19 protein-coding genes are annotated in these 20,099 nt (G+C 39.3%); 3 read left to right on the forward strand and 16 right to left on the reverse strand.

The genetic code is table 11. The features are described 5' to 3' along the window. Window positions 1-12: 12 nt before the first annotated feature. The 16 genes from MKY30_RS00945 to MKY30_RS01020 all read right to left on the reverse strand — a co-directional run bounded on the left by MKY30_RS00945 (window position 13) and on the right by MKY30_RS01020 (window position 17,457). Window positions 13-837, reverse strand: a complete 825-nt coding sequence (locus tag MKY30_RS00945) for an aldo/keto reductase (protein ID WP_156984933.1) — start codon at window positions 835-837, stop codon at window positions 13-15. A gap of 114 nt (window positions 838-951) precedes the next feature. Next, window positions 952-1,902 carry an MBL fold metallo-hydrolase gene (locus tag MKY30_RS00950; RefSeq protein ID WP_341082561.1) on the reverse strand — a complete coding sequence of 317 codons (951 nt, stop codon included), beginning with the start codon at window positions 1,900-1,902 and terminating at the stop codon, window positions 952-954. Window positions 1,903-1,941: 39 nt separating this feature from the next. Continuing rightward, window positions 1,942-2,721: an enoyl-CoA hydratase/isomerase family protein gene (locus MKY30_RS00955; protein WP_341082563.1), complete on the reverse strand. Its 780-nt coding sequence runs from the start codon at window positions 2,719-2,721 to the stop codon at window positions 1,942-1,944. A gap of 37 nt (window positions 2,722-2,758) precedes the next feature. Next, entirely contained in the window at window positions 2,759-3,715 is a 957-nt protein-coding gene (locus MKY30_RS00960) for an NAD(P)H-dependent flavin oxidoreductase (RefSeq protein WP_147210627.1), read from the reverse strand. 136 nt (window positions 3,716-3,851) lie between these two features. Next, complete coding sequence (locus tag MKY30_RS00965) at window positions 3,852-5,471, reverse strand: long-chain fatty acid--CoA ligase (RefSeq protein WP_147210628.1); 1,620 nt, start codon at window positions 5,469-5,471, stop codon at window positions 3,852-3,854. Window positions 5,472-5,485: 14 nt separating this feature from the next. Further along, window positions 5,486-6,643 (reverse strand): acetyl-CoA C-acyltransferase, encoded by a 1,158-nt coding sequence (locus MKY30_RS00970; RefSeq protein ID WP_156984936.1) that lies wholly within the window; start codon window positions 6,641-6,643, stop codon window positions 5,486-5,488. A 466-nt stretch (window positions 6,644-7,109) separates the two neighbouring features. Then, window positions 7,110-8,528, reverse strand: coding sequence for a hypothetical protein (locus MKY30_RS00975; protein ID WP_147210630.1), 1,419 nt, complete (start codon window positions 8,526-8,528; stop codon window positions 7,110-7,112). Between the two features lie 118 nt (window positions 8,529-8,646). Continuing rightward, complete coding sequence (locus MKY30_RS00980) at window positions 8,647-9,606, reverse strand: 5-oxoprolinase subunit C family protein (RefSeq protein ID WP_147210631.1); 960 nt, start codon at window positions 9,604-9,606, stop codon at window positions 8,647-8,649. Continuing rightward, entirely contained in the window at window positions 9,603-10,373 is a 771-nt protein-coding gene (locus MKY30_RS00985; RefSeq protein WP_156984938.1) for a 5-oxoprolinase subunit PxpA, read from the reverse strand. Before MKY30_RS00985 ends, MKY30_RS00980 begins: the two co-directional genes overlap by 4 nt. Next, entirely contained in the window at window positions 10,370-11,104 is a 735-nt protein-coding gene (gene pxpB / locus MKY30_RS00990; RefSeq protein ID WP_147210633.1) for a 5-oxoprolinase subunit PxpB, read from the reverse strand. Before pxpB ends, MKY30_RS00985 begins: the two co-directional genes overlap by 4 nt. A 158-nt stretch (window positions 11,105-11,262) precedes the next feature. Continuing rightward, window positions 11,263-12,489, reverse strand: a complete 1,227-nt coding sequence (locus MKY30_RS00995; RefSeq protein ID WP_147210634.1) for a CynX/NimT family MFS transporter — start codon at window positions 12,487-12,489, stop codon at window positions 11,263-11,265. A gap of 86 nt (window positions 12,490-12,575) precedes the next feature. Then, entirely contained in the window at window positions 12,576-13,799 is a 1,224-nt protein-coding gene (locus MKY30_RS01000; protein WP_147210635.1) for a NupC/NupG family nucleoside CNT transporter, read from the reverse strand. Between the two features lie 157 nt (window positions 13,800-13,956). Then, window positions 13,957-14,775 (reverse strand): purine-nucleoside phosphorylase, encoded by an 819-nt coding sequence (locus tag MKY30_RS01005; RefSeq protein ID WP_147210636.1) that lies wholly within the window; start codon window positions 14,773-14,775, stop codon window positions 13,957-13,959. Between the two features lie 54 nt (window positions 14,776-14,829). Continuing rightward, the gene (locus MKY30_RS01010) at window positions 14,830-15,408 is read right to left on the reverse strand and encodes a TetR/AcrR family transcriptional regulator (RefSeq protein WP_147210637.1); all 579 of its coding nucleotides are present in this window, start codon (window positions 15,406-15,408) and stop codon (window positions 14,830-14,832) included. A gap of 248 nt (window positions 15,409-15,656) precedes the next feature. Further along, entirely contained in the window at window positions 15,657-16,820 is a 1,164-nt protein-coding gene (locus tag MKY30_RS01015) for a toxic anion resistance protein (RefSeq protein ID WP_147210638.1), read from the reverse strand. 13 nt (window positions 16,821-16,833) lie between these two features. After that, window positions 16,834-17,457, reverse strand: coding sequence for a 5-bromo-4-chloroindolyl phosphate hydrolysis family protein (locus tag MKY30_RS01020; RefSeq protein ID WP_147210639.1), 624 nt, complete (start codon window positions 17,455-17,457; stop codon window positions 16,834-16,836). 364 nt (window positions 17,458-17,821) lie between these two features. Here MKY30_RS01020 and coaW point away from each other — a divergent pair, with 364 nt between their 5' ends. The 3 genes from coaW to MKY30_RS01035 are packed head-to-tail and all read left to right on the forward strand — an operon-like array spanning window position 17,822 to window position 20,080. Beyond that, window positions 17,822-18,613, forward strand: coding sequence for a type II pantothenate kinase (gene coaW, locus MKY30_RS01025; protein WP_156984939.1), 792 nt, complete (start codon window positions 17,822-17,824; stop codon window positions 18,611-18,613). Between the two features lie 30 nt (window positions 18,614-18,643). After that, window positions 18,644-19,798 (forward strand): MBL fold metallo-hydrolase, encoded by a 1,155-nt coding sequence (locus MKY30_RS01030; protein ID WP_341082570.1) that lies wholly within the window; start codon window positions 18,644-18,646, stop codon window positions 19,796-19,798. A 15-nt stretch (window positions 19,799-19,813) separates the two neighbouring features. Further along, window positions 19,814-20,080 carry a DUF3006 domain-containing protein gene (locus tag MKY30_RS01035; protein ID WP_147210641.1) on the forward strand — a complete coding sequence of 89 codons (267 nt, stop codon included), beginning with the start codon at window positions 19,814-19,816 and terminating at the stop codon, window positions 20,078-20,080. The last annotated feature ends 19 nt before the right edge of the window (window positions 20,081-20,099 follow it).

Below are 20,099 nucleotides of genomic sequence, written 5' to 3' on the forward strand. Positions count from 1 at the left end.
CATTTTTATTTATTAATAGTCGTCTGGATTAGATCCGGAACGGCTATTTTCATTTAGAGCATCAATCTGCTTCATTTCTTCTTCTGTTAATGCAAAATCAAATATAGCTGCATTCTGAATAATTCGTTCAGGTGTAATTGATTTAGGGATAGTAATCACATTATGCTGAACATCCCAACGCAGAATAACCTGTGCTGCATTCTTCCCGTACTTTTCTGCAATAGAGACAAGTATTGGATGATCTAACAGCTGGCCACGCTTTAACGGAGACCATGCTTCCAGATGGATTCCCTGCTGTTCACAAAATGCACGTAATCCTTCCTGTGTTAAATGTGGATGGAATTCAACCTGGTTAACTGCGGGTATAACCTCGGCTTCCGGAAGCAGCCGCTCTAAATGCTGAATATGAAAATTGCTGACTCCTATTGCACGGACACGTCCATCATGATAGAGCTTCTCTAACGCTTTCCAGGTATCCACAAATGTTTCTTTCACTGGCCAATGAATCAGATATAAGTCCAGATAATCCGTATCTAATTTTTTAAGGCTTCGTTCAAATGCTTCCAAGGTAGATTCATAGCCTTGTTCATCATTCCATACTTTTGATGTCAGGAAAATATCTTTTCTTGGTACACCAGACTCCTTTATTCCTTGTCCGACACTGACCTCATTCTGGTAAAACGAAGCTGTATCAATACTGCGATAGCCGTGCTCCAATGCAATTTTCACTGCATCTACTGCAATTTGCCCTTCCTCAACCTTGTACACACCAAGTCCAAATTTAGGCATATCGACACCATTATTCAATGTAACTGTATCCTGCAAATGTCCACTCATATTTCATAACCTTCCCTTCCCGACTTTTCTTTCATCATATAATAACTGACACCAGAAAGGAAAGTGAAAGGAATCTGTAAATCAGAGTTTTCATGATTTATACAGCTGATGTTCCTATCTATGACTGCCAATATGATAAATATAAACACCTTCCACTAATTCCCGCTCACATTCACCCGCCAAACGTAAATATTCCAGATGAGCGGCCGTTTCACCAACTGCAAACCGGGTATCATGAACTGCCAGCTGTTTTGGAAAAAGCTTTTTCATTGTTTCATAGATAGTTAATCCGCTTTTCAGCATTTCCTGCAGGCTGTTTAAGCGTTTTTCATGATGTGCTTTAATTTCAGATATCCGCTTTGATGCATCCTGGAATGGGCTGCCATGTGATGGAATAATCCATTCTACATCCAGCTTCTTTATCTTTTCCAGGGATTTCAGATAATTCTCTAAAGGATTAGGATCACCGTGAAACCAGTAGGAGATATTCGGAGTAATTTTCGGCAGAATATGATCTGTTGACAAAAGCACACTGTTCTCCCCATTATAAAAGGTGACTAATCCATCTGAATGACCTGGTGTATGTATAATTTCATAGGCATATTTTCCAAATTGAATTGTTTCTCCTTCATTCAATAGGTTTTGAATCTTTGGATATGGTGTTACCAGCGGTGCAAATGAGGCTGTATTTCCTGCCAGTGCCCTGCTTATATCCTCTGGAATACCTGACCGCTGGTAGTTTTCCTGCAGATTTTTCAAAAAAGGCTTTTCCCAGGCCTGAAGAGCAATCTGTAAATCAATTTCTGGCATCCAGACCTCCGCACCCGTTTTTTTCTGCAGCTTTCCCGCATAACCAAAATGATCCGGATGGTAGTGTGAAATAATAATATCAGTAATCTGTTTTCCTGCTAATTCTTTATCCCATACTTTCTCAGTTTCTTTATTATGCAGCCCGGTATCTAGCATTTTATAACCGTTCTCCTCCTCGGCTAGAAAACAGTTTACATGATTCAGCCGAAAAGGTAATGCCAATCTGATCTGTTTGATTCCTAATTCATCTATCATGGAGATCACTTCCTTCTTAGAAATCTGGCTCTCTTTTCATTATTTTCCTTTAAATGCCGGATTTCTTTTTTCAAAAAATGCCTGAATGCCCTCTTTATTATCCTCTGATTGCAGCAGCAGGGTCTGAATCGCTGTTTCCTGCAAATCATTTGTACCGGTGCTCCATTCATCTGCATGGTTCACCATATGCTTTACAAATTTATTGGCAAGCGGCGGTCCGTTGACAATAAAACCAGCATAATCTGCAGCTGCTTCCAGCACATCTCCTTCTGTGACCTTGTTTACAATGCCACGATGGTACGCTTCTTCTGCTGATACAGGTCTTCCAGAAGAAATCCATTCCTTTGCTATCGCACTTGGCAGATTATCTGTTAATTTCTTTAATAAGCCCAGATCAGGTATTATTCCGACATTGGTAAAGCTGCATACAAAGGCTGCATCCTTTTTGGCTACTACAAAATCTGCTGCAACAGCAATGCTGAACCCTGCTCCTGCTGCAAAACCATGAACTGCACTGATTACGTATTTATCAAGCTGCCGGATGGTCTGAATAATTTCCAATGCCTGTTTCATATATTCCATTATTTTTACACTGTTATCCAGTGTGTGCAGTACTTCTAAATCACCGCCAGCTGAAAATATCTTTCCCTCGCCGCTGATAATAACTGTCTTAATAGCAGAATCATTCTCTGCATCCTTCAATGCTTCTACAAAACCATTTGCCATTTCAATCGAAAGGGCATTCCGTTTTTCTGGACGGTTCATGGAAATAAAAGCAATTGATTCTTTCTTTTCATATTTCACTGCATCTGCCATCATCTATCACTCCCTCATCTATTGTCATCATATAGTTTTTTCAAGTAAGTTGATGGATGTTTTTCGCTTGTTTATATGCCTGTTTTAATTCAGTAACAGCTTCCTGTACAGTCTGTGTTTTACTGGTCCCGCCGACACCTTGGCCGGCTCCCCAGATATCCTTCCAGACTCTAGCAGATGAATCAGAAAGCTTCTTAAAATCAAGCCCGGCTTTTTCTGGTAATTTTTCTGGGTCGAGACCGGCTTTAACAATGCTTGGTATCAGATAATTAGCAGGAATACCGCTAAAAGCAGGCGTATACATAATATCAGCAGCAGCAGATTGAATAATGGATTCCTGATAAGCAGCACTTGCTCCGCTCTCTGCAGTTGCAATAAAATGCGTACCAACATAAGCAAAATCAGCTCCTAACAGTTCTGCTGCCAATATCTGTTCTCCCTTTGTAATTGTCCCTGCCAAAGCAACCGGCCCATCAAAAAAGCTCCGTACCTCATCCATAAATGCAAATGGATTTAATATTCCTGCATGCCCTCCTGCTCCTGCTGCTACTAAAATTAACCCATCGCTGCCTTTTTCCAATGCTTTCTTGGCAAACTTTATATCAGTAACATCGGATAAAACAAGCCCGCCATAGTTATGAACAATCTTTACAACAGGCGAAGGATCCCCTAAGGAAGTAATAACAATTGGAGGCTGATGCTTTTCGATTAATTCCAAATCCTCATAGAATCGTTTATTGGAGGAATGACTGATAAAATTTACTCCCCAGGGAGCAATTTTCGCAGTTGGATCTGCTTCTGTCTTTTCTAGTAATCTCTCATTAATTTCAGTCATCCAGCTATCTAAAACCTCTTTTGTACGTGCATTAAGAGCCGGGAATGTTCCAATAATCCCAGCTTCACAAGCCCCGACAACCATATTAGGGTTAGAAATTAAAAACATTGGAGCCATAATAACCGGCAGCTCCATTCTTTTTTTTATATCCGTCAGCTGCATTTGAACATCTCCTTTTATATTAAAAAACGAACAATATATCTTCCTATTAGTAAAAACACTGCTGTGTCCTTATCATACTTACTTTTCATAGTGAAGAATGAATGGACGCTCCTTGCCTGAGTAAATATTTATTTCATTAAGATGGATCCGATAAGGAAAGCATTTCTTTCACCTGATTACGCAGTGCACGTTTTAAGAATTTCCCGACAGAGGTTTTTGGAATCTCTTCCATGAATAAAACCCGATCCGGGATCCAAAATTTCGCAAATTGCGGCTCTAAAAATTGTTTCACATCTTCTTCTGTCAGTGTTTCTTTTTCTTTTAATACCACACATGCCACAGGGCGCTCCTGCCACTTTGGATCAGGAACAGCAATAACAGAGGCTTCATAAACTGCTTCATGCGCCATTAAAGCATTTTCTATATCTACAGAGGAAATCCATTCACCGCCGCTTTTAATCATATCCTTTGTACGGTCAACTATTTTAACAGAGCCTTCTTCATCAATATTAATTACATCTCCTGTGTGAAGCCAGCCATCCCGGAAAGCGTCCTCACTGCGATCATTTTTATAATATGAATCTGCAATCCAGGGTCCTTTAACAAGCAGCTCGCCTATTGTTTCACCGTCATATTGAATTTCTCCATTTTCATTAATGCCTTTAATTTCAATCCCTGGTACAACCATGCCCTGGCGAGAGCGTAATTCCAGACGTTCTTCTTCATCAAGCTCCTGCTGATAGCTTTTTAAACGGGCTAATGTCACAATTGGCGAAGTTTCTGTCATTCCATATGCATGAACGAAAGGAATCTTATATTTTGATTCAAACGCACGAATCATTCCTTTTGGAGCAGCTGAGCCGCCGCAAAGTATACAGCGCAGACTGCTTGTATCATAATTTCCATTCTCCAGCGCCTGCAGAAGTCCCAGCCAGATAGTCGGTACTCCTGCTGCCATTGTAATTTTATGCTCCTCTATTAATTCAGCTAAGATTTGTGGTGTCGGCATTGGCCCCGGCAAAACTTGCGTTGTTCCAAACCATAACGCAGCAAACGGCATCCCCCAGGCATTCACATGAAACATAGGCACTACAGGCATTGCAATATCTCCCTCTGACAACCCTACAGTATCCTTTAACCCCAGGGCTAAGCTATGTAAATAAATTCCCCGGTGTGAATAAGCAACCCCTTTTGGTCTGCCTGTAGTTCCAGATGTATAACATAAGCCGGCCATGTCATTTTCATCAATATCTTCACAAAGCTCTGTACCCGGATCTGCACCTTCAAGTAATACTTCATAGGATGCAACATTTGTTAAACTTGTTTCAGGTAATACATCTTTATCCGTCATGACAATAATTTTTTCTACATCAGTGATTTGGTCTTTAACACGTTCAATTAACGGGAATAAGTCCTCGTCAACCAGCAATATTTTATCCTCTGCATGATTGATAATATAGGCAAGATCATCTGGTGAAACACGGATATTAATCGTATGCAGTACTGCTCCCATTGTTGGAATTGCAAAATAAGCCTCCAGGTGGCGATGATGGTTCCAGGCTATTGTTCCGACTCTATCTCCTTTTTTCACACCTAATTCCTTTAAGACTCCCGCTAACCGTCGTATTCGTTCAGTTATTTTTCTGTATGGAATGGTTTGAACTCCACCCAGGGTACGTGAAATAACTGTTTTATCAGGAAAATACTTCTCTGCATGTCTGACCATTGTTGTTAAATTTAACTGTGTTTGCATCATTTTAAAATTCCTCCCTACTCCCTTGTTAATCGTTCAATAATAGTACCATTAGCCATTCCCAGTCCTTCACACATCGTCTGCAGGCCAAAGCGGGCTTCGAGCCGCTCCATCGTATGCAGCATCGTCACCATCAGTCTGGCTCCGCTTGCGCCTAAAGGATGCCCCAAAGCAATAGCTCCTCCATCAATATTTACTTTTTCTTCATCTGCCTCTAATTCTTTCATCCACATCAGCGGAATTGACGCAAATGCCTCATTAACTTCAAAAACATCAATGTCCTCTAAGGATAAATCAGCCTTTTTTAAGATTTGCCTGGTAGCTTCAATTGGCCCTGTCAGCATCTCTGTTGGATCAGAGCCAATCACATTTCGTGCCAAAATACGAAAATGCGGCACAAAGCCAAGCTCTCTTGCTTTATCATCGGACATAATCAAAAGTGCTGCTGCCCCATCACTCATTTGGCTGGCGTTTCCTGCCGTAATTCCACTGTTCTCTGTAAATAAATCAGGTAATGCCTCCAGCTTCTCCATGGAGGTATTCTTTCTTGGTCCTTCATCTTGATAAAATTGAGCTGTTGTTCCATCAGCTCTTTTAACGGAAATCGGCATTATTTGTTGGTGAAAATAGCCTTTTTCTTGTGCTTCTATTGCGCGATTATGACTTTTGAATGAATATTCATTCATTTTATGGCGTGAAATACCCCACTTTTCCGCAATTTTAGCCGCTGCTATCCCTTGATGGACCATATCATATTGATTTTGTAAAACACTATTCCATTTCACACCCTCGTGATTGCTTCCCATCGGTACACGAGACATACTCTCTACACCAGCTGCAACAACGATATCCATATCACCGCTAATGATTGCTTGTGCGGCAAAATGAATTGCCTGCTGACCGGAGCCGCATTGCCGATCAATCGTCGTTCCGGGTACACTGGCAGGATACCCTGCAATAAGCGCTGCCTGCCTTGCAATATCAACCGCCTGTTCTCCTGTTTGTGTTACGCAACCCATAATAACATCATCAATTAATGTTGCATCCAGATTGGCCCTCCGTATTAATTCCTTCAAAGGCGCTGCAGCTAATTCTTCGGCTCTTATCTCACTTAAGAAACCATTCCGCTTTCCGATAGGCGTCCGTACTGCTTCAACAATGACAGCATTCCGCATCAATTGTCCTCCTTTTTCATTTTGAAAGGATATAATCCGTTGTAATTAAAAATAAATTGGTTCCCGCAAAGTCTGCAGAATTTTTATTTCGTATGTGATTCATCTGTAAGAACCTTAAATACCGGCACTTTCAGTAAACGCTTTCATAGATAATTTTATGTTGTTAAAAAATGAATGTCAAGTGCAAAATAACAGTACAAATAGAAAGCACCTGACTTTATACAACGAAGCTTTATTCAATGAGAGTTTATGGACAATTTTCCGTGATAGGTTACCCGATATTATTCTAATTGCAAGATGTATAGGATACAGAGGACTCTTCATGTACAATGATATTCTGATATTCTGATATTTTTTCCTTTTTTATATCTGCTATAGTTTTCAAAGGATTTTCAGCTAAGTAATGACCAGATCCGCACACTCTGTATTACTAAAGAATGTGCGGATTCGCAGTTTTTTATAAAAATCAACTTGCCACATACGTCATTACTTGAATATACGTCATCACAATCATATATAGAACAACCGCAAAAATGCCATTGAACTGAAAGCCGTTTTTAAAGCCGCTCAGGCCATTGGATCCGCTTAAAACAATAATCGGCATAATTACTGGTGATAACAAAATCGATATCGAGCTCCCTAATGTTACTGCCAGCACAATCAGCTCAGGAGGATAGGGCAGATGGATGGACTGGAGAATACCGGCAACCAATACCATTACTGTCAATGGTCCAAGACCGGCAAAGCCTAAAATAATTACCATAAAAGGAAGCAGATACAATAAATTGATAAATGGCGCAACTGCTTCCAATGCGTAGAGGCTGTCCACGACCCAGCCTGCAAATCCTGTTTTGGTCAGCCCGGCAATCAGCATGCCAGCACCGATCATTACACAAAGCTGATAGGATTTTCCTGCCATCTCTTCCTTTACATAAAGTGTTGCAATATGTGTTAATTTATATAGTCGTTTTTTCACGACATAATAGCTAAGTATCCATACTAAGATAGTTAAAGGTATCAGAACAAGAAGCTCCATATTAATCAATGCACTCAGAATAAAAATGGAACCAAAAAGGGAAACAAATAATATCACAAATTCACGGATAACCCGCTTCGTTTCCTGTTTGTTCTTTGTATGCTGCATAATCCCATCAATCTCGTGCCGGAGACCTCTTGTAAAATTAACGTTGTATTTTTTATTCTCTAACGGAAAGAACAGAATAGCCAGTATGCTCCCTGCTGCAGACACTCCTAGTCCCTGCACAATCGATTTCCATAATGAAGCATCCATGGCTTCTACCACATAGGCAAAGCTTGGGATACTGACTACCCACAGGACAGATAAAGCAAAACCGCGTAATATTGCTGTCCCCTTATATCTCTCCCATGCCTCTCCTTTTTCATCCTTTAAAATCATAGATACAAATTGATACAGCATTGGAATTGCACCAAATAGAAGAAAATAGGCAATAATTTGTGTAAAAGAAATCATACCAAAGTAAAATTTCTTACTTGTATTCACGAAACCATGTGCATAGCTGATAGCAGATTCTAAAAAAGCTTCCTCCCGCAGGACCCAGCTGACCATTGGTATGACAACTAATAACCCAACCATATTGCGCATTTGCAATAATCCTTCCCGCATTCCTGCTGTAAAAGAAGCATCCACCGAGAGGAAGATAATCACACCAGTTAGAAACAGCCCCAACGGCATCTTTAAATGCAATGGTCCATAGTAAACTGCCCCAAATAAAATAATTCCAAATCCAAAGAATACCAGCAGCGTTAAAAGAATATCAATGTGAAAAAAATAGGTGATGAAATGAATGATTGTGAAACCAATGATGCAGGTAGCTAACGCCCGGCTGATAAATTGTTTACTCATTATTGACAGTCTCCTATATTATTTTGTTATCTTTACTTTACCATGGAACCCTACTGTATCAAAGCCTTCCATTAAACCAGCTGGTGCCGGGTAAAGTCAACAAGAAATCCTCCTTCTTTTAAACGTGCTGCTGCAAGGCTGTCTGCAGCATTTTTAAAAAGCGCTGCTGCTGCAGATAATCCGCCTGCGCTCTTTCTAAGGATACAGATAAAAATTGAATCTCTGAACCGATTTTCTTTTGTACAAGAAGCGGAATATCTGTTGTAATAACAGTAGCGATTCGCGCGTAACCTCCAGTTGTCTGCCGATCAGATAATAACACAATCGGCTGCCCATTCGCCGGAACCTGTATCGTCCCAGGAAGCACAGCATCTGAAATAATATCTGCTCTGTCTGCATGAGACAATGCTTTTCCTTCCAAACGGCTGCCCATTCGATTCGATTGTTCTGTAATACGGTAGCTTTCCTGGTAAAATTGTTGATATGTTTTGTCGGAAAAAGCAAATATATCTGGTCCTGCAATCACTCTAATTGGACGATGCTGTTCATAATTTGGCACGTCTGTTTCTTTTAAATATCTTCCTGCCCGGATAGATTTCAGGTTCACATCCTCTGATAATAAGATATCTCCTTTTTGCAGGACCCTTCCCTCTAAACCGCCAATATTTGCCTGTGCGTAAGTTGACTTACTTCCCATTACTTCCTCAGCAAAAAAACCGCCACTTACTGCAAGATAAGCATACATTCCGTTAACTGGTCTGCCAAACGATAATATCTGTCCTGCGTAAACACGGAAAGATTTCCATGGATATAGAGGCTTCCCATCAATTGTTGCCGACAAATCTGCACCACCGATTGCAACAACAGTATCCTGTAAAACTTTCAGCTGGGGACCCATCAGCATAATTTCAAGTGTCGCTTCTTCCTCTTGATTACCTGCAAGCAGATTAGCAACACGATGTGCAAAGGAATCCATTGCGCCAGATGTTGGAATACCATATTTTTGATAGCCAACCCTGCCTAAATCTTGAATACTCGTAGATAAACCAGGTTTGATTACTTCAAAGATTTTTTTCAACTTGGATCACCTGCCGCACGTATCTGTATATGCTGACCAGATAATGCCTCTGCCAGCCTTCTCACAAAAACAGCTGCCTGTGCCCCATCGCCATGAACACAAATTGTATCGGCCTGAATAGCCACATCTGTTCCGTCCACTGCTTTAACTTTATTTTCCTTCACCATCCGGATAACACGGCTTAGACTTAAATCTACATCATGGATCAATGCATTTGGTGCTGATCTGGGTGTCAGGGTGCCATCTGGCTGATAATTTCTGTCTGCGAACACTTCTTCTGCTACTTGCAGCCCTCTCTTTCTCCCTTCCCTGACAAGCTCTGAATTGGCTAATCCAAATAGAATCATATGCTTATCAACACGATAGATTGCATCTGCAATTGCAGCGGCTAAAACTTTATCTGCTGCAGCCATCGAATAGAGAGCACCGTGAGGTTTAACATGACTGATTCCAGTTCCATAGATTTCCGCAAATCCTCTCATAGCACCAATCTGATAAACCATTAAATTGAAAACCTCTTCCGGCGTCACCTGCATCTTTCGCCGGCCGAATCCTTGTAAATCCAATAACCCGGGATGAGCACCAATTGCCACGTTATTTTTCACTGCTTTTTCTACTGTTTCCCGCATCACATTATGATCTCCAGCATGATAACCACAAGCAATATTGGCAGAGGTAATCCATTCCATCACCTCATTATCCTGCCCGATTCGGTATGCCCCAAAGCTTTCTCCTAAATCACAATTCAAATCTACAGACAAATTCATGATGGATCACCTTCCTTCTCTTCACTTATTTTTGGTTGATAGTCTCCATTTTGTACTGCATCTTCTATTTTATAATAGGTTTCTGAATCAATAGCTTCAAACTGGAGCGTATCGCCGGATCGAATAAGAATTTTGTTATCTTTCTGCGCATCATAAAGATGTACCGGTGTTTTCCCGATAATTCTCCAGCCTCCTGGCGAATCCAACGGATAGATCCCTGTCTGCTGATCTGCGATACCTACTGACCCGCGTTCCACTCTTTTTCTTGGGTTCTCCAGCCTCGGTGTAACAAGCTTCTCTGATAAACCGCCCAGGTAAGGAAAACCGGGCATGAATCCCATCATATAAACATAATAAAGCGGCTCTGTATGCAGGCCGATTATCTCTTGAACGGAAAGATTATGATATTCAGCAACATCGTCCATGTCTATAGCAAATTCTTTTTCATAGCAGACAGGAATCGTAACCTTTCTTGAAACTGGAGGAGCTGATTCGCTCATTAATTTTTGTAATTGATTCAGCTTTTTTTCGAGCTTCAAATATGTGATTTTACCCGGATTATAATAAATCGTCATACTGGTATACGCAGGAATCCACTCTGTGATTCCCTCAATTGGATAATTTTCTAACAGACTGGTAAAGCGATGAACATTTACATTTACCTGTCTGTCAATTGTATTGCCAAATTGGATACGTACTCCCCGGTCTCCGTACAATTGAATGGAATACATAATTCATCACCTATCCTTTTTTATTCTGAACTTTCTGCATTTCTATTGTACACCTATTTTTTGCAGAAACGAATAATTTGAGTTGAAGAGATACCATTTTTAATAGTTAAAAACCCTGTTAAGACATTTAAAAATCTTAACAGGGTGTCTCTTTAATTTTATTTTTTATTCTCAAGAACAAAGCGGTCCCTTCCAACCTGATAACCCAAAAATACAATACAGGCAGCTACTGTCATTAATACTAATAGAGAAACTGTCCATGTTGCTGTTAAATCATAAATAGAACCAATTGCAAATGGACCGATTGCTGCTAAAAGATAACCGACAGACTGTGCCATTCCAGAAAGCTCTGTTGCCTGTTCTCCATCTCTGGAGCGCAGACCGATAAATGTCAATGCAAGAGCAAAACCGCCGCCCAGTGCAATTCCAATAAACAGAAGACTGAACATGAGGACAGTCCAGGAGTTTCCAAGTAATAAACCGCCATAACCTAGTATTGCGCAAATTCCGATGGAGCTTGCAACAATGGATTGCTTCTTCATTCTTCCTGCCAAAATAGGTAAGAAAAAACTCGCCGGAAGCCCGACAATTTGCGTCAACGACAACAGCCAGCCTGCAGTTTCCATACTCATTCCATAATCATGTAAAATCTCCGGCAGCCAGGAAATAGTCACATAAAACATTGTTGACTGCAATCCCATATAGATAGCAACAATCCATGCTAATGGAGATTTCCACATACGGTTACCGGACAGTACTCCTCCAGAAGCCACTTGCATTTTTTCTTCCCGTTCTGTGTATTTATTAAGAATAATAACCCAAAGAACAATAGCGAGGATAGCAGGAGTTGTCCAAACAAGCAAAGATAACTGCCAGCCTAAACCAAAACCTTCTGCTAAAGGATGGCTCAGCCCGGAAGCGGAAGCTGCAAAAATATTCATAGCTGTTGTGTAAACACTAGTAAGCAGCGCAACCTTTAAAGGAAAACGATCCTTAATAACACTCGGAAGGAGAACATTACAAATTGCAATTCCTGCCCCGACAATAAATGTTCCAATCAATAATAAAATAAATACAGAAACCGAACGAACAAGAATACCAATGATAATTAAGACCAGTCCAATGACCAATGCTTTTTCCTTTGTAAATGTACGAGCAAGATTGGGAACCAGCGGAGAAATAACCGCAAAAGCTATCAAAGGTAAACTTGTCAACAATCCTGCTGTACCATTTGAAATCGCAATGTCATCACGTATAAAACTAATGATTGGCCCAACTGAAGTAATTGCCGGACGTAAATTAAAAGCGACAGCAATGATTCCAATAAGAAGAATAATAAATTGCAGCTGATTTGAATCTTTTTTCCTTTTTTCCATTCCTTCCATGATAAGCCTTCTTTCTAATTGATAACATACCTGATACTGTTATGAACTCTATTACATTGGATAAAAACTAGAATGTCTTATTAGTTTTACAGGAACATAGTAACAATAGCACCATTTAATAAATTTGCCAATGTTGCTCCTATTAATGCCTTCATCATAAGCCGTTGAATTTCATGCTTACGCTCCGGTACTATATTGGACAGCATTCCTACAATACTTCCTGCCGCACCAAAGTTCGCAAAGCCGCTTAGTGCAAATGTTAATACTGCAATAGATCTATCTGAAAATGACTCCAGCATTGCAGAAAACTGAGAAAATGCTACAAATTCATTAAGTAAAAATTTTTGCGCTAAGAGATTACCAGCTTGTACAGCTTCATTCCATGGAATTCCAATAACAAAGGCAATTGGAGCAAATATATAGCCAAGGACAAATTCCAATGAAAGATTTTCAAAGCCTATTAATGATCCTCCCCATCCTAAAATACCATTAACTAAAGCTAATAAACCAATAAAGGCCATTAGCATTAAACCTACATTGATTGCAAACTGCAGCCCTTCACGGGAACTAGTGAAAATAACATCAATTACATTCGTTTTTGCATTATCTGCTTTCTGAGATTCCTGAGCGATTTTCCATTCATTTGGATTTAGAGTTTCCGTTTCAGGGATTATAAACTTAGCAATCATAATTCCTGCCGGAGCTGACATAATTGCAGCAGACAATAAAAACTCTAATGGAATTCCCATTGCAGCTAAACTGATCATTACTGCCCCAGACACAGATGCCAGCCCACTGACCATTAATGAAAATATTTGAGATCTCGTCATATTTGATATGTATGGTTTAATAACAAGAGGAGCCTGTGTATTTCCCACAAAAATATTTGCAGCTGCTACAGCAGATTCAGAATAGGATGTTTTCATGATTTTCGAAATAAATCCTCCGATAAAACGGACAAGGTATTGCATAATTCCAAAGTGATATAAAAGAGCAATCAGCACTGTTAAGAAAATAATCATTCCAAGTACATTTACTGCAAAAATGGCAATTTCTCCATCTCCTGCAAGCGGACCAAAAACGAATTTAAGACCTTCCTGACCATAATTAATCATACCGTTAATTGCATTAGAAATAGTAACAAGAGCTCTTTTTCCAAAATCCCACTGTAATACGAGATAACCAAAGATAATTTGAAGTATAAATCCTATTGAAACAGTATAGATATTAATTTTTTTCTTCTTTTCAGATAATAAAAATGAGATAAGAATAATAACACTACATCCTGCCAATCCCCATAAAATATTCACAGATACACCTCTTTGCTGTTTGTCTACTTAAAATAATTGAACTCGTTATAAATAATAGAGATTAACTCTCATTTCAGATATCTGAAATGAGAGTTAATCTACCACTGTCAATTCTATTTATTTTAATATAAAATAAATTCATCCTGTATTCATTTACTTACATTTGATGAATAACTTCTTCAATAAGCTGAATAAACTTGCTGCGTGATTGTGCAGCAACTTCAATCACTTCATCATGGCTTAATGGCTGATCTAAAATGCCGCATGCCATATTTGTTAAACAAGAGATACCAAGCACTTTTAAACCGCCATGTACAGCAACAAGAGCTTCAGGAACTGTAGACATGCCGACCGCATCTCCGCCAAGCACCCGGATCATACGAATTTCCGCAGGTGTTTCGTAAACTGGACCGCTCCACCAGCTGTACACACCTTCCTGCAGGGTAATGTTATTTTCTTTAGCAATACCCTTTGCCAAATCACGAAGCTCCCGATTATATACTTCAGAAGCATCCGGAAAACGAGTTCCTAAATCATCATTATTTGGTCCTATTAATGGATTTGTTCCAGTCAGATTAATATGATCTGTAATCAGCATTAAATCTCCAGGATTGAAATCTGTATTTATAGCTCCACAAGCATTAGTAATAATCAGTTTATCCGCTCCAAGCGCTTGGATAACACGCACAGGGAAGGTTACTTCATCCAGTGAATAGCCTTCATAATAATGGTAACGGCCTTTCATGGCTACAATACGTTTTCCTTTTAGAGTACCAATGACAAGCTGGTTTGCATGCCCAATAGCAGCCGATTTTGAAAAATGTGGAATTTCTTCATATGGAATGACAACAGCATCTTCTAATTCGTCCGCCAAATCTCCTAATCCAGACCCGAGAATCATACCGATTTCTGGAACCAGATCTGCTTTACTTTGAATAAATTCTCTTGCTTCTTTAATGTGGTTTGACTGATGCATATTAATTTCCTCCTTTAAATGAATATATTATCAAACAGCCCCGCAGTAATTTTTTTATTTCTGCAATGATTGCTGACTGAAAATAAGTGGCAATATCCCGGCAGTGGTGCGCAGTGATTCAGCATGCTTACTGGCTAAAGCTGCTACCAATGCTCCTTGGATCATTGTGTTAATTATAGTGCCCAGTTTTTTTGCTATACTTTCTTTATACCCGTTTTCTTGAAGTTTTTTCATAAATTCTAGTGACCATGTTTCAAAAGCCCCTTCACAGGATTTCCGCAAATTATCATTTGTCGAAGAAGTTTCCAAAATCAGTGCTGCAATAGGTACCCCGACAAAATAACGGTTTTTTTCAAAACGGTCCGCACTATCTAAAATAAATGACTGAATTGCTATCAGTGCATCTTCATGCTTGGAAAGCTCTTCCTGAATAAAGGACCTGACTGCTTCTCTTGTCCACTTGACCGCTTCCAAAGCTATTTGTTCTTTTCCATCTGGAAAATGGTAATAGATAGAACCGCGTGGAGCTCCGCTTTGCTCTATAATCTCTTTTAGTCCCGTCCCCACATAACCTTTTTCTTGGATTAATTTGGCTGTTGTTCGAATAATTTCATCTTTTGTATTCTTTCTCATTGGACTGAAATATCCACCTTTTTAGAGATCGTTCATCTACTGTAAGCTATAAAAATTATAGCTTACAGTAGAATTAAACCAATCGGTCTACATAATAACAATAGTAAGTGATTGAAGATAAGGTGTCAATCGAAAATCAAATGCATCAAGTTATAATTTTAGAGGGTTTTTACAATTTAGTATAGGGGCAACAATAGAAGATATTTGTGCACTAAAAAACCAGGCTATACGCCTGGCCTTCTCCACATTTATTCTTTAAACTCCAGCATTTTATTTTTTAATTCCTCTTCCATGCTGATCAGCTCTTTTTCAGCTTCATTACGTTTCTTGCGTCCGTCTGATTGAATCTGTATGGTTTCTTCGATGGTAGACATTAATTTTTCCTGTGTCTGCTTCAATGTATCAATATCCACAAGACCACGTTCATTTTCTTTCGCCGTTTCAATTGTATTTTCTTTCAGCATATCTGCATTTTTTAATAATAAATCATTCGTTGTTTGTGATACCTGTTTTTGCGCTTCCATCGCATGGCGCTGTCTCAGCAGAGTCAAAGCAATAGCTACCTGGTTTTTCCATAGTGGAATAGCCGTTAAAACAGACGATTGGATTTTTTCCACAAGTGCCTGATTCGTATTTTGAATAAGACGGATTTGCGGGGCACTTTGCATTGTGATTTGACGGCTTAGCTTAAGGTCATGCGTCCGTTTTTCAAGCCGGTCCACAAATTGAAGCATATCATTTACTTCCTGTACATCCATCTGGCTCCCGCTTGTTTCCGCTTTTTGACGAAGCTGCGGGATAATATCATTATTAATTTCTTCTACCTTTAATTCTCCGGCAGCAATATAAATGTTTAAAGCATCGTAATAATCCCGGTTCATTGAAAATAGTTTATCGAGCATAACATTATCAGACAAAAGTAAGTCTTTATTTCGGTCCAGACGCACACTGATACGGTCAATCTGAGAACTAGTTTTTTGATAACGTGACAGCACCTCATTAACTGATTTCGACAGTTTTCCAAATAAACGTGATAAAAACCCGTTTTTTTCTTCCTGTAATTCAGAAGGATCGATATCCTCCAGCTTTTTCATCAGCTCCGTTAAAATGGAGCCAATTTGACTGACATCCTGTTTTTGGACATGCTCTAACATTTCATGGGAGAATTGATGTAATTTTGCTTGTGCTTCCACACCGTATTTTACTAAAGACTGCTGATTTGTCGTATCAATTTGCAGCGCTAATTGTTCTGCTTTTTTACGATGTTCAGCTGGAAGCTTGTCGACAAGCCTTGGCGCTTTTGCACTTTCTAAATTTTGATCTGAAGTACCCGTAGAAATTTCAGTTCTTTCCCCAAACGGATCATTTAATAAATCATTTATAGAATCATTAGAATGGTCTTTTTCAGTCATGTAGATATCCTCCTTATTTTTTAGATCGGCGCAGCGTCTGCTTTGCTACATCCAGCTCAAAATCCAATGTTTCTAAATCATCTCTGAGCATCACCTGTAAATCTTTTTTTATCGTCCGGTTGAAGGCAGTAAGTGTCTGCCTGGTCTCCTTTAACGATTTTTGCATCTCGATAGATGGGGAAGGCTGGCTGGAAAGGTAAGCATAACGCTCTGATAATTCCACAAGCGAGTCTAAATGGTTATAGAAAAAACTCTCTGCCTGATAGAATCGCATCGGTTCTTTTCTTGCGTTGTTATATATTTTTTGTGCAGTTCTTACGATAGCTAAGTTTTCCCGCGCATGCTGGAAAGACCGTACCTTGAATAAGGCTTTTTGCATGCGTGTTATCTTGCCTCTGGCTTCTTTTAAATTCGTATCAATAAATTTATATTCTTTTTTGGTTAATCCCTGACTTCTGACAAATCGATAATCCATGATTTGTTTTGCAGCTGCATAAGTCAATACGCCGCCGATTGCAGCAAAAAGACTAGTTAACAGTACAGTCTGTCCATATATAAAAAAGCTTACAAGCCATATAGCTGTCAGGCTGACAGCACCAACAAAGCTCTGCATTAAAAATTGCAATATTGCCCGCATACACTCACTCCTAAGTGATTAATCATTCTTGCCTAAGTATATTCGTCTATACTCTTTCTCTTATTATACTATTACGAATGACTGTTTTAAAAGTTTCAATTTCTTTTTATTTAAACCTGGCTTTATTTTATTTCTGAAAATAATTTTAGAGATTTTTATTTTTCTTATCCTTCATCTGCATTGGGACTTATTTTTTAATAGCTCCATTCATATTTGTTTATTAAATAAATTAGCTTGCGTTATCTAAACTCTAAATAATTATGATAATATAGGAATGAATGTTCTTATGTTAAGGAATGGTACAATTATATTAATTCTCTGTGATCACAAAATAGCTGCTTTATATTCAAGGAGGGTGTTTTTTATGGAACGAATCGGTATTGATGCAGGCGGATCTTTAATAAAAATTGCATATGAAGAAGAAGGCAGGCTTCGATTAAAGACCTATTCTGCCAAGCAGATTGATGAAGTGGTTCAATGGCTGGAAATGATTGCACCGGAAGCAGCTCTGCATGTGACAGGCGGCAGAGCCGAAGCACTGAAAGCTTCCAATAAATCAATTTCTATATTAAAGGAATTTAAGTGTGTCATAGAGGGAACAAAATATTTACTATTGAAAGAAAATAAGCTTCCAAAAACAGATTATCTTTTGGTGAATATTGGTACAGGCACCTCTTTTTTTCACAAAACAGACCGCTTATCAGGAACAGGAATCGGAGGTGGATTGTTTACTGGCATTGGCGCAATTATTGCAGGTACATCTGATTATCAATCTCTGGTTGAGCTTGCCTCTAAAGGAGATCGAAGCAAAAGTGATTTGATGGTTTCGGATATTTACCAATTTAACAATTCTCCTATTGAAGCTTCTTTGACTGCTGCTAATTTCGGAAAGGACCAGCTGGATAAATCGGTTTCTGTTGAAGATCAGATGGCGGCATTGACCCAGTTGATCGGAGAAACGCTTGTATTACTTTCCAGCTTAACAGCAAATTCATTAGAAACAAAAGAAATCGTAATGATTGGTGGATCATTAACTGGAAATCCGCTCTTAAAACAGGTAATTGCTTCTTTTGAAAGTATGTTTGATTATAACTTGACTTTTTTAGCAAAAGGAAAACATGCTGGCGCGATTGGTGCACTATATCACGATGAATAAAAAGATTTACATGTACGAGGAGAATGACATTTGAAAAAAATTATTTATTTTAGTTTTATTATTATGTTTGTATTGGCAGGCTGTCAGGCAGAGTCAGATTCAGCAGCACAATCCAATACAGTGGATGGTGCTTTCGGGGCGCACTTTATTGACGTTGGACAAGGTGACTCCACTTTATTCACTTTGGAGGAAGAAGACGAAGAAATCGTTATCCTCTTTGACACAGGAGACTGGCAGGGAAATGAAGTAGTACCTTATTTAGAGGAGCAGGGCATTACAGACATTGACCTGGTCATTATCAGTCATCCGGATGCAGACCATATTGGCCAGCTTTCCAAGGTTATTGATCATTTTGCTGTAGATGAAGTTTGGATGCCCGGCAATGAAAGTACATCTAATACATACCAGACAGCTATGGAAAAAATCCTATCCAAGGATATCGGTTATCATGAACCGCGGACCGGGGAAGAGTATGAATTAGGCCCACTCGAAATAGAAGTATTGTACCCTGAGGACATTTCTGGAAAAGTAAATGAAGAATCGATCAGTATTCGTTTAGCCTATGATCAAGTTTCATTTATTCTGACTGGAGATGCAGGAGTGAAGGAAGAAAAAGAGATGATGGAATCTTCTAATCTCGGCAGCACCTTTTTACATTTAGGTCATCATGGCTCTAAAACATCTACAGATCCGGAATTTTTAAATGCTGTTCAGCCGCATATTGCTATTTATAGTGCTGGTGAAGACAATTCTTATGGTCATCCAAGCCCGGAGGTTATTGAATTATTAGATGAGGAAAATATCGACTGGTATGGCACTGACAAAGACGGGACCATTGTGGTGACTACAGATGGAAAAGCCTATTCTATTGAAACAGATATGGGCACAAATATTACTGTTTCAGAACCGGATGCAGCGGAAGATAAGCAAGCTTCTGCTGACGAGGAAAACGAAGTTGCTTCAGAAGACATTTTAAATGATGAAAAGAATGATTCCAGCTGTATTGATTTAAATAATGCTCCCAAAGAGGAATTAACTGAAATTATTCATATCGGTGACGAACGAGCAGATCAAATAATAGATAAACGTCCATTTGCTGCTTTTGATGAGCTTGAGAAAATTGATGGGTTAGGTCCAAGCCGGATTGCGGATATAGACTCCGAGGATCTGGTATGTGACTTTTAAAGGAGATGGAAAAAGATGAAAGGAATCATTGATCGTTTTGAAGGAGAAACAGCGGTTATTTTAGTCGAAGCGGAGAACCGGGAAATTCTTGTTTCAAGCAGTGAACTTCCTGAAGAGTGTATGGTGAAATCAGTTGTGCGGATTGAGGAGTCAGAGGAACATACCCACCCAAGAATCACCCTCGATACAAAGGCAGACCAGGAGAATAAACAGCAATCGAGTGATCTACGAAAGGCTTTATTGAAACGAAAAAAAAGCAGTAAGTTGAAAAGACGAAAGTAGCATTAAAAAAACCTGAAAA

The organism is Oceanobacillus sp. FSL W8-0428, assembly GCF_038004405.1.
In the GTDB taxonomy this organism is placed as follows: Bacteria; Bacillota; Bacilli; order Bacillales; family Amphibacillaceae; genus Oceanobacillus; species Oceanobacillus sojae.

What these genes read in the sequence shown, in the direction of transcription:
- MKY30_RS00950 (WP_341082561.1), bottom strand. Translation starts at nt 1,902, where the DNA reads ATGATAGATGAATTAGGAATCAAACAGATCAGATTGGCATTACCTTTT.
- MKY30_RS00960 (WP_147210627.1), bottom strand. Translation starts at nt 3,715, where the DNA reads ATGCAGCTGACGGATATAAAAAAAAGAATGGAGCTGCCGGTTATTATG.
- pxpB (WP_147210633.1), bottom strand. Translation starts at nt 11,104, where the DNA reads ATGTATTCCATTCAATTGTACGGAGACCGGGGAGTACGTATCCAATTT.
- MKY30_RS00955 (WP_341082563.1), bottom strand. Translation starts at nt 2,721, where the DNA reads ATGATGGCAGATGCAGTGAAATATGAAAAGAAAGAATCAATTGCTTTT.
- MKY30_RS01005 (WP_147210636.1), bottom strand. Translation starts at nt 14,775, where the DNA reads ATGCATCAGTCAAACCACATTAAAGAAGCAAGAGAATTTATTCAAAGT.
- MKY30_RS00970 (WP_156984936.1), bottom strand. Translation starts at nt 6,643, where the DNA reads ATGCGGAATGCTGTCATTGTTGAAGCAGTACGGACGCCTATCGGAAAG.
- MKY30_RS00945 (WP_156984933.1), bottom strand. Translation starts at nt 837, where the DNA reads ATGAGTGGACATTTGCAGGATACAGTTACATTGAATAATGGTGTCGAT.
- coaW (WP_156984939.1), top strand. Translation starts at nt 17,822, where the DNA reads ATGGAACGAATCGGTATTGATGCAGGCGGATCTTTAATAAAAATTGCA.
- MKY30_RS00965 (WP_147210628.1), bottom strand. Translation starts at nt 5,471, where the DNA reads ATGATGCAAACACAGTTAAATTTAACAACAATGGTCAGACATGCAGAG.
- MKY30_RS00995 (WP_147210634.1), bottom strand. Translation starts at nt 12,489, where the DNA reads ATGGAAGGAATGGAAAAAAGGAAAAAAGATTCAAATCAGCTGCAATTT.
- MKY30_RS00975 (WP_147210630.1), bottom strand. Translation starts at nt 8,528, where the DNA reads ATGAGTAAACAATTTATCAGCCGGGCGTTAGCTACCTGCATCATTGGT.
- MKY30_RS01010 (WP_147210637.1), bottom strand. Translation starts at nt 15,408, where the DNA reads ATGAGAAAGAATACAAAAGATGAAATTATTCGAACAACAGCCAAATTA.
- MKY30_RS01020 (WP_147210639.1), bottom strand. Translation starts at nt 17,457, where the DNA reads ATGCGGGCAATATTGCAATTTTTAATGCAGAGCTTTGTTGGTGCTGTC.
- MKY30_RS00985 (WP_156984938.1), bottom strand. Translation starts at nt 10,373, where the DNA reads ATGAATTTGTCTGTAGATTTGAATTGTGATTTAGGAGAAAGCTTTGGG.
- MKY30_RS01015 (WP_147210638.1), bottom strand. Translation starts at nt 16,820, where the DNA reads ATGACTGAAAAAGACCATTCTAATGATTCTATAAATGATTTATTAAAT.
- MKY30_RS01035 (WP_147210641.1), top strand. Translation starts at nt 19,814, where the DNA reads ATGAAAGGAATCATTGATCGTTTTGAAGGAGAAACAGCGGTTATTTTA.